This is a genomic window from Streptomyces sp. FH025 (assembly GCF_017427025.1).
Classification (GTDB): Bacteria; Actinomycetota; Actinomycetes; order Streptomycetales; family Streptomycetaceae; genus Kitasatospora.
The window spans coordinates 1-8,790 of sequence record NZ_JAFLNG010000310.1 but is presented as its reverse complement, the minus strand read 5'-3'; the positions used below and the strand labels follow the sequence as shown (position 1 = coordinate 8,790).

General features: G+C 73.4%; 6 protein-coding genes and 1 pseudogene. 3 read left to right on the top strand and 4 right to left on the bottom strand.

Features of this window, described 5'->3' with window-relative positions; translation table 11 throughout:
• Window positions 1-26: 26 nt before the first annotated feature.
• A complete protein-coding gene (locus J0670_RS21615; RefSeq protein ID WP_207813290.1) occupies window positions 27-1,313 on the bottom strand; it encodes a DUF2092 domain-containing protein in 1,287 nt (428 codons plus the stop codon).
• A 182-nt stretch (window positions 1,314-1,495) separates the two neighbouring features.
• Here J0670_RS21615 and J0670_RS21610 point away from each other — a divergent pair, with 182 nt between their 5' ends.
• Both J0670_RS21610 and J0670_RS21605 read left to right on the top strand, forming a co-directional pair.
• Window positions 1,496-4,084: a bifunctional FO biosynthesis protein CofGH gene (locus tag J0670_RS21610; RefSeq protein ID WP_243437330.1), complete on the top strand. Its 2,589-nt coding sequence runs from the start codon at window positions 1,496-1,498 to the stop codon at window positions 4,082-4,084.
• A gap of 192 nt (window positions 4,085-4,276) precedes the next feature.
• Window positions 4,277-5,392: an ADP-ribosylglycohydrolase family protein gene (locus J0670_RS21605; protein WP_207813289.1), complete on the top strand. Its 1,116-nt coding sequence runs from the start codon at window positions 4,277-4,279 to the stop codon at window positions 5,390-5,392.
• 171 nt (window positions 5,393-5,563) lie between these two features.
• Here the strand turns inward: J0670_RS21605 and J0670_RS21600 are convergent, their stop codons facing one another.
• From J0670_RS21600 to J0670_RS21590, 3 genes are all read right to left on the bottom strand, one after another.
• A complete protein-coding gene (locus J0670_RS21600) occupies window positions 5,564-5,773 on the bottom strand; it encodes a DUF397 domain-containing protein (protein ID WP_207813288.1) in 210 nt (69 codons plus the stop codon).
• Window positions 5,770-6,633 carry a helix-turn-helix transcriptional regulator gene (locus J0670_RS21595; RefSeq protein ID WP_207813287.1) on the bottom strand — a complete coding sequence of 288 codons (864 nt, stop codon included), beginning with the start codon at window positions 6,631-6,633 and terminating at the stop codon, window positions 5,770-5,772. The genes J0670_RS21600 and J0670_RS21595 overlap by 4 nt, the downstream gene beginning before the upstream one ends.
• A gap of 606 nt (window positions 6,634-7,239) precedes the next feature.
• Window positions 7,240-7,980 (bottom strand): GPP34 family phosphoprotein, encoded by a 741-nt coding sequence (locus J0670_RS21590; protein ID WP_207813286.1) that lies wholly within the window; start codon window positions 7,978-7,980, stop codon window positions 7,240-7,242.
• A 265-nt stretch (window positions 7,981-8,245) separates the two neighbouring features.
• Between J0670_RS21590 and J0670_RS21585 the strand changes: the two are divergent.
• A pseudogene (locus tag J0670_RS21585) lies at window positions 8,246-8,790 on the top strand (hypothetical protein); the annotation flags it as partial.

Genomic DNA, 8,790 nt, shown 5'->3' with positions numbered 1-8,790 from the left:
CCCGTTACGGGAGTCTCGGTCATCCGTCAGTTCACCCCGGCGGCGTGCTGGAGGACCGGCAGGGTCACCGCGCCGGCGAAGACCCGGCCGTCGTCGGTGAGCAGGACGTTGACGACCTTGGTGCTGATCAGGGTGCCGCCGCCGACCGGCTTGCCGAGCGACTTCACCAGCGCCTGCGGGTTCAGCGGCTGGCCGTGGTGCTTGCCGCCCTGCTTCCCGTCGCCCTTGCCCGCGCCCTCGCCCCGGGCGTCCCCGGCGGGGGCCTCGGCGGCGCTGGGCAGCGTGGTGGAGACCACGGTCGTCCAGCCCTCGCCGATCACGTTCACGCCGCCGTGGTCCTTGGCGTCCGTGCCCTGGTGGCCCTTGGCCTCGGCACCCTTCGCGGCCTCGGCACCCTTCGCGGCCTCGTCCGCCTTCCGCTCCGTCACCTTGGCGCCCTTGGGCGCCGCGAAGTCGAAGGTCTTGGCGGCCGGCTTGGCGAAGGACACGTCGGTGAAGTGGACGTCCAGCACGGTGGAGCCGTCGGTGGACTTCACCACCACCGAGAGCGGCACCCCGTTGTCGGCGGCCACCGCTATCCGCACCTCGGCGACGGTCGAGCCGGACTGGGCCGGCTTGACGCTCAGCTGGTAGGCCTTCTGCCCGGCCACGTTGGCCGTCCCGGCCACGGTGACCGAGGTGGTGCCGGCGCTCGCGGTCAGGAACTGCCGGGCCGCCTCCTGCGGGGTGGTGGGCACCCCGGTCAGCGGGGCCTTCGGCGCCTCGGGGTGCTCGGCGGCGGGCCGCCCGGTCAGGTGCACCGCGCTGTTGGTCGAGCTGTCCCAGGCCCAGCTCTGGTCGCCGTTGCGGACCAGGGTGTAGCCGGCCATGTGCTCCAGCAGGTCCACCCGCTGGCGGTCCGGGCCGTCCACCGCGACCCGCAGGGTCTGGTCGCCGCCGAGCAGGCCGAGCAGCTTGGACTGCGGGTCGGCCGAGGAGCCGCCGCCCTGGTCGCCGCCGCGCCCGGCCGCCGCGCCGAGCCCGCCGGCCGCCGCGCCCAGCAGCTGGCTGGGCAGCCCGAGGTCGGTGGAGACCGAGACCGTCCCGGACAGGCTCTGCGCGTCCGAGCCGAGCGCCTTGGCCACCACCTGCTCCGCCGACAGCGCGGGCAGGTCCGGCGGGGCGTCGGCCGCCAGCGCGGGCACCAGCCCGATCCCGGCGGCGATCACCGCGGCCACGGCCACCGGCACCCCGGCCCGTACCAGGGTGCGCCGCCGCGATCGGTACGGCACCCCGCCGTCCAACTGGTCCCCCGTCACCGTCTCATTGGTCATGGCGTACTCAACTCCTCTGCGGACACGTGCGATTGGCGTTGCTCCTCCATTAGAGGTCGCCGCCGTCCCCGCGTCATCGCCCTGCGGGGCCAGTTCGGGTCGCACCTGGCGGGTACACCGACCCTGAGGTGGCGTCAGGGTCGTCTCATCCCGACGTACGACACCTGGCGTAGGGTCGCGCCATGGACGCAACCGCCATGGACGAAAGCAACCCCCCGACCGCGAACGCGATGCGCCGCGCCCTGCGCCGCGCCCGGGACGGCGTCGCCCTCGATGTGACCGAGGCCGCCGTACTGCTGCAAGCCAGAGGCGAGGACCTGCGCGACCTGTGTGCCGGCGCCGCCCGGGTGCGCGACGCGGGACTCGAAGCGGCCGGGCGCCCCGGCGTCATCACGTACTCCCGGAGCGTCTTCATCCCGCTCACCCGGCTGTGCCGGGACAAGTGCCACTACTGCACCTTCGCCACCGTCCCCGGCAAGCTGCGCCGGGACGGGCACGGCATGTTCATGTCCCCGGACGAGGTGCTGGAGGTGGCCCGCCGCGGCGCCGAACTCGGCTGCAAGGAAGCCCTGATCACGCTCGGCGACAAGCCCGAGGACCGCTGGCCCGAGGCCCGCGAGTGGCTGGACGCGCACGGCTACGACGACACCATCGCCTACGTGCGGGCCATGTCCATCCGCATCCTGGAGGAGACCGGCCTGCTCCCGCACCTCAACCCCGGGGTGCTCAGCTGGACGGACTTCCAGCGGCTCAAGCCCGTCTCCGCCTCGATGGGCATGATGCTGGAGACCACCGCCACCCGGCTGTGGAGCGAGCCCGGCGCCCCGCACTACGGCTCCCCGGACAAGGAACCCGCCGTCCGGCTGCGGGTGTTGGAGGACGCCGGCCGCAGCTCCGTCCCCTTCACCAGCGGCCTGCTGATCGGCATCGGCGAGACGTACCGGGAGCGCGCCGAGTCGCTGTTCGCGCTGCGCAAGGTCTCCCGCGCCTACCACGGCGTCCAGGAGCTGATCCTGCAGAACTTCCGCGCCAAGCCGGACACGGCGATGCGCGGCATGCCGGACGCCGAACTGGACGCGCTGGTGGCCACGGTGGCGGTGGCCCGCCACCTCATGGGCCCGACGGCCTGCCTCCAGGCGCCGCCGAACCTGGTGGACGGGGAGTACGCGCGGCTGATCGAGGCCGGGATCGACGACTGGGGCGGGGTCTCCCCGCTCACCCCGGACCACGTCAACCCCGAGCGCCCCTGGCCGCAGATCGAGCGCCTGGCCGAGCACTCGGCCACGGCCGGTTTCGAACTGCGCGAGCGCCTGGCCGTCTACCCCGAGTACGTGCTGCGCGGCGAGCCCTGGCTGGACCCCCGGGTGCTGCCGCACGTGCGCGCCCTGGCCGACCCGGAGACCGGTCTGGCGAACCCGGACGCGGTGCTCCGCGGCCTGCCCTGGCAGGAGCCCGAGGACCTGCCGCAGTCGTACGGGCGCACCGACCTGCACACCGCCATCGACACCGAGGGCCGCACCGCCGACCGCCGGGCCGACTTCGAGGACGTCTACGGCGACTGGGAGGTGCTGCGCGAGCAGGTGCTCGCCGCGGGCGCGCCGGAGCGCCTCGCCGGCGACCTGCGGGCGGCCCTCGCGGTGGCCGCCGACGACCCGACCGGGTTGACCGACGACCAGGCGCTGGCGCTGTTCCACGCCGACGGCCCGGCACTGGACGCCCTGTGCCGGATCGCCGACGACGTGCGCCGGGACGCGGTCGGCGACGACGTCACCTACTGCGTCACCAGGAACATCAACTTCACCAACGTCTGCTACACCGGCTGCCGCTTCTGCGCCTTCGCCCAGCGCCGCACCGACGCCGACGCCTACACCCTCTCCCTGGAGCAGGTCGCCGAACGGGCCGCGCAGGCCTGGGAGGTGGGTGCCACCGAGGTGTGCATGCAGGGCGGCATCCACCCCGACCTGCCCGGCACCGCCTACTTCGACATCGCCCGCGCGGTGAAGGAGCGGGTGCCCGGCATCCACGTGCACGCCTTCTCCCCGATGGAGGTGGTCAACGGCGCCACGCGGACCGGCCTGTCGATCCGCGAATGGCTGCAGCGGGCCAAGGAGTCGGGCCTGGACACCATCCCGGGCACCGCCGCCGAGATCCTCGACGACGAGGTCCGCTGGGTGCTCACCAAGGGCAAGCTGCCGGCCGCGACCTGGGTCGAGGTGGTCACCACCGCGCACGAGCTGGGCATCCGCTCCTCGTCCACGATGATGTACGGGCACGTGGACACCCCGAAGCACTGGCTCGGGCACCTGCGGCTGCTCGCCGAGATCCAGCAGCGCACCGGCGGCTTCACCGAGTTCGTCACCCTGCCGTTCGTCCACACCAACGCGCCGGTCTACCTGGCCGGCATCGCCCGGCCCGGCCCGACCGCCCGGGACAACCGCGCGGTGGTCGCGATGGCCCGGCTGCTGCTGCACCCGCACATCCCCAACATCCAGACCAGCTGGGTCAAGCTGGGCGCGGAGGGCGCGGCCGAGATGCTCCGCTCCGGCGCCAACGACCTCGGCGGCACGCTGATGGAGGAGACCATCTCGCGGATGGCCGGCTCGGCGTACGGCAGCTACAAGTCGGTGCGCGACCTCCAGGCGATCGCCGAGGCCGCGGGCCGCCCGCACCGCCAGCGCACCACCACCTACGGCGAGGTGCCGGCCGAGCGGCGGGCGGCCGCGCGGGCCTCGGACGGGCACCTGCCGGAGCTGCTGCCCGTCCTCGACTGAGGCCGGGCTTCGAGGCTCCACCGGGCCCCGGCCGCTTTCGCCCGGCGGCCGGGGCCCGGTGCGGTGTGTGAGGGGCGGCATGAGGGACGCCGTCGAATCGTTCGGGTCTTCGAATACAGTGCCAGGGCGCGCGCCGCGGCCGTGCGTCGCGCGGCCCCCGCCCTCGACCCCGACGAAAGGCGCCCCGTCGTGATGCCACTGTGGTCACGCGCCCAGCAGCAGGACTTCCGCAGCCGGGTGCGGGGCTGTCTGCTCGGCGGTGCCATCGGCGACGCGCTCGGCGCCGGCGTCGAGTTCGAGCCGCTGGAGAAGATCCGGGCCCAGTACGGCCCGCAGGGCGTCACCGGCTTCGTCCCCGCGTACGGGCGCACCGGCGCCGTCACCGACGACACCCAGCTCAGCCTCTGGACCGTGGACGGCCTGATCCGCGCCCACATCCGGCGCGACACCGGCAGCTGGCACCCGCCCACCGACCTGCACCTGGCCTACCTGCGCTGGGCCGCCACCCAGCGCGACTGGGGCCCGGACGAGCGCCGCCCCGACCTCGGCTGGCTCGGCCGCGAGGAGTGGCTGTACGCCGAGCGCGCCCCCGGCCAGGGCTGCCTGTCCGGCCTCACCGGGCCGGACGCCGAACGGCTCGGCACCCTGGAGCAGCCCAAGAACCCGCACTCCAAGGGCTGCGGCACGGTCGTGCGGGCGGCGCCGTTCGGGCTGCTCACCACCTGGGAGCCGGGCCTGGTGTTCCAGCTCGCGGTGGAGTGCTCGGTGCTCACCCACGGCCACCCGACCGGCTACCTGGCGGCGGGCGCGTTCGCCGTGATCGTCCAGTCCGTCGCGCGCGGCGGCACCCTGGAGGAGGGCGTCCACCTCGCGCTGGCGCTGCTCTCCGAGCGGCAGGCGCACGAGGAGACCACGGCCGCGCTGCGGGCCGCGCTGGACGCGGTGCGGGCCGGCGAGCCGTCCGCCGAGCGGGTCGAGGCGCTGGGGGAGGGCTGGGTCGCCGAGGAGGCGCTGGCGATCGGGGTCTACTGCGCGCTGGTCGCGCACGACGTCCGCTCGGGCCTGCTGCTCGCCGTCAACCACTCCGGGGACAGCGACTCCACCGGCGCGATCTGCGGCAACCTGCTCGGGGTGCTGCACGGCGACACCGCGCTGCCGCCGGGACTGGTGGCGGGGCTGGAGGGGCGCGGCGCGATCCTCGAACTCGCCGACGACTTCGTGCTGGAGCTGGTGCACGGCACCGAACTGCACGACCGGCGGACCCCGGAGGGGGCCAACTGGTCCACCCGCTACCCGGTGGTGCACTGAGCGGGCGCCAACAGGTGCCGCGGGAAAGACAGTTGCCCGTAGCGCCGGCCGCCGCTCCAGGGCGACGGCCACCGCTACGGGCAACTGGGCCGAGCACGGGGCGGGTTCAAGCCTGGGGTTCAAGCCCAGGGTTCAGGCCTCGGGTTCAGGCCCAGGGTTCAGGCCTCGGGTTCAGACGTCGCCGAAGACTCCCGCCGCCACGGCCGACGCGAACGCGTTCCAGGCCTCGGTGGAGAAGCGCAGCTGCGGGCCGAGCGGATCCTTGGAGTCCCGGACGGCCACCGCCCCGGTGGTCGGTCCGGCGATCTCCACACAGGCGCCTTGGCCGCCACTGTGACTGCTCTTGCGCCAGCGGGTTCCGTGCTCGGACGGGGTGATCATTCGTGGTATCCCTTTTCGATGTCGGCTATCAGCGACCGGCTCTCCGCGACACCGAGCGCGGCCGCTCTCAGGTAGTCGTAGAGACCGGTATAGCGGCGCACGTCGGCATCCTTCTCCAGGTAGAGGTCGCTCGTCACACCTTCGAAGTAGACAACTGTGGAATCGGCTGACTCGGGGAACTCCAACAGGGAGAATGTCCCGGTCATACCGGGGTGGGCGCCGTGCGCGAACGGGATCACCTGGATGGTGATGTTCGGGCGCAGGCTGAGCTCCAGCATCTGCCGCAGCTGGTGGGCCATGACCTCGCGGCTGCCCACCTCCCGGCGCAGCACCGCCTCGTCTATGACGGTCCACAGGCTGCCCAGCCGGTTCTCGCCGTGGATGCGTTCCTGCCGCTTCATCCGGACCTGCACCCGCCGCTGCACGGCGATCGCGTCGGTGTCCGGCTGGGTGCCCTCGACCACGGCCTGCGCGTACTGCTCGGTCTGGAGCAGGCCCGGGACGAAGGAGGACTCGTAGGCGCGGATCGAGGAGGCCTCGGCCTCCAGGCCGATGTAGACGCTGTACGGGGTCGGCATGTCGTTGAAGTCGTGCCACCAGCCGCGCTGGCGGGACTCCTTGGCCATCTCCATGAGGCTGCCGCGCATCTGCTCGTCGGTCACGTTGTACACGTCGCAGAGGTCGCGCACGTCGCGCTGGCTGATGCTGCGGCGGCCGTTCTCCAGTCGGCTGATCTTGGACTGGGAGACCATCAGCCGCCCGGCGACCTCCTCCGCCGTCATCCCGAGGCGTTCGCGGAGTTTGCGCAGCTCCGAGCCGAGGCGTCGGCGGCGCACGGTGGGATTGATGTTCGCGGACACGTCGACCTCCGGCCGGACCTCTGGTGAACTCTGGAACGGCAGCCCTGGGAACACTTCGGACATTGGGACCAACCCCCCTGACTCGGAGCAGCATGTCACCTTGGGCCAGGTCGGCGCCGGGGAATCACGGCAGCGCAATAGAACTGATCATCGGAAAAGCGCATCCGCGAGACGGCGAAAGCTCCCAGGTGGTAATGCGGCTCGATGACTCGGACCGATGGTGCGACGGACCGTCCCGGCGGTGGCGCACGTGCCCCTGGCGCGTGCGGCGCCGACCCTCCCGGTGCCCCTCCAGGGGCCTCCGGGTGGCCTGTGGCGGGCTTCCGGGGACGGCAGAGGGGCGGTCGCCGGGCGACTCGCGTCGCGGGGCGACCGCCCCTCGGTGGTACTGGTGGTGCGGGTTCTGCCGGTGGTGCGATGGTGCCGGTCGTACGCCGGGTCGCTCAGCGCCTTCGGATGGCGCGGGCGGGGCGGCGTGCGCCCTCGGGCGGGCCGCCGCGATCGGCGGCCCGGGCGGCCGGGCCACCTCGGACGGCCCGTTCGGACCGTCCGGCTCCACCGGCTCTCCCGATGTGGCGTGGCGCCCGGTTCAGGGGCCCGCCAGGCTCAGCGGACCCCGACCCGGGGCGCGGAGACCCGCCCGCCCGTAGTCCGGCCCGCCGCGCGGGCGCCGGGCCGGCCGGCAGCCGTTCCGGAGCCCTGGGAAGAACGGTTCTGCTGCGTCGGCAGGCCGTTCTGCACGTCCATCACGGCGTGCGCGACCATCCCGCCCAGCGGGTCGTACCGGATCAGGTCGCGCAGCCGCGACCGCGCGGACCGACCCTCGTTGCCCGGGTACAGGTGCTTGCCCAGGCCCACCGAGTGGGCGAGGGCCGCGAGCGCGGCCGTCCGCGGGTCCGGCGGAACGCCGGTGCGGATCGCGGTGTCCAGCCGTTGTTTGATCGCGGCGTTGGTGCAGTCGTCGGACGCCTGGTACCGGGTCGTCGGCAGCACCCCGCACACCTGGCCCGGCACGGCGGTGACCATGCCGCAGCGCTCCAGGTGCGCCAGGTACGTCTGCCGCAGGCCCAGCCTGGGCCCGCCGATCCAGTGCGCCGCGCGAACCGGACTGCCGCGTCGGCGCAGCAGTTCCAGTGCGTGGTCGAGGGTCGGGTCGCCGGTCGGTCGTGCGAGCACGACGGCGATCCGGTCTCCCTCCGGTACGATCCGTCCGGCCAGGGACAGCTCGACGAGCTGCGCCCCGGCGAGTCCGAGGTCGAGGGTCTGCGGCTGCGCCGTGGTACCCGTGGTCGGGTCCAAAGCGAGCAGCAAGAGTTCCTCGGGAACAGTTCTGCGGCTCTTGCCCATCCAAGCCTCCCCGCGTGGATGAGAGACAGGGTGACGCCTCTCACACGGGCTTGTCGAGTACGCCTCCGAATCGTGACCTTGCGGCGAAGGCACGGAACCGGCGCACGCGAGCCCTGCGTCTGACCGTTGGACAGACCGCGGTGAGGCCAGGCGGCGGCAATAAGCGCCGGTCGGACGGGGTGTGCGCGGCCGGATCGGCCGTCGGTGGCGGAGACTGTACAGGTACACGGGGCGGGGCGTCGGCTTCCCGAAATCGGGTTCGCCGATGCCCCGCCGGGCGTTGAGGAGGCTGGGATACGTGGGCGAGTCCCCCGACAGGGTGCTGAGGGACGGCGAGCGGGAGCAGGGCCGCGAGCGCGAACGGACCGGTGCGGCGGCCGACGCCGCGAAGGCCGCTGACGGCGGGTCGTCCGCCCCGGCGGCTGCCGGGGCGTCAGCCGGGGCCGCGGCCAAGGCATCCACGGAGACCTCCTCGGAGCCGGTTTCGGAGACCGCCGCGGGGGCCGCTGAGGGAGCAGCTGAGGGAGCCGCCGCCGGGACCGCTGAGGGAGCCGCTGCGGAGAAGTCCGCCGACACGCCGTCGGCAGGGGCCAAGGGCGGCTCGACCGTACAGATCCGTGTCCGGGATGTGGACAGCAAGACGACGATGCTGCGGCTGCCGGTGGACAACCGGACCACCTCGCTGCGGCTGCCCGAGGAACTGGTGAAGCCCGCGGGCGACGGCGGTTCCGATGGTGGGGGAGCGGAGAAGGGGGACGACGCCTCGGCGGCTGACGCTCCGGAGGAGACCGTCGAGCGGCCGACCGGCGC

Excerpts from the sequence above, each read along its gene's own strand:
- J0670_RS21600 (WP_207813288.1), bottom strand. The coding sequence starts at position 5,773 with ATGATCACCCCGTCCGAGCACGGAACCCGCTGGCGCAAGAGCAGTCAC.
- J0670_RS21615 (WP_207813290.1), bottom strand. The coding sequence starts at position 1,313 with ATGACCAATGAGACGGTGACGGGGGACCAGTTGGACGGCGGGGTGCCG.
- J0670_RS21610 (WP_243437330.1), top strand. The coding sequence starts at position 1,496 with ATGGACGCAACCGCCATGGACGAAAGCAACCCCCCGACCGCGAACGCG.
- J0670_RS21605 (WP_207813289.1), top strand. The coding sequence starts at position 4,277 with ATGCCACTGTGGTCACGCGCCCAGCAGCAGGACTTCCGCAGCCGGGTG.
- J0670_RS21590 (WP_207813286.1), bottom strand. The coding sequence starts at position 7,980 with ATGGGCAAGAGCCGCAGAACTGTTCCCGAGGAACTCTTGCTGCTCGCT.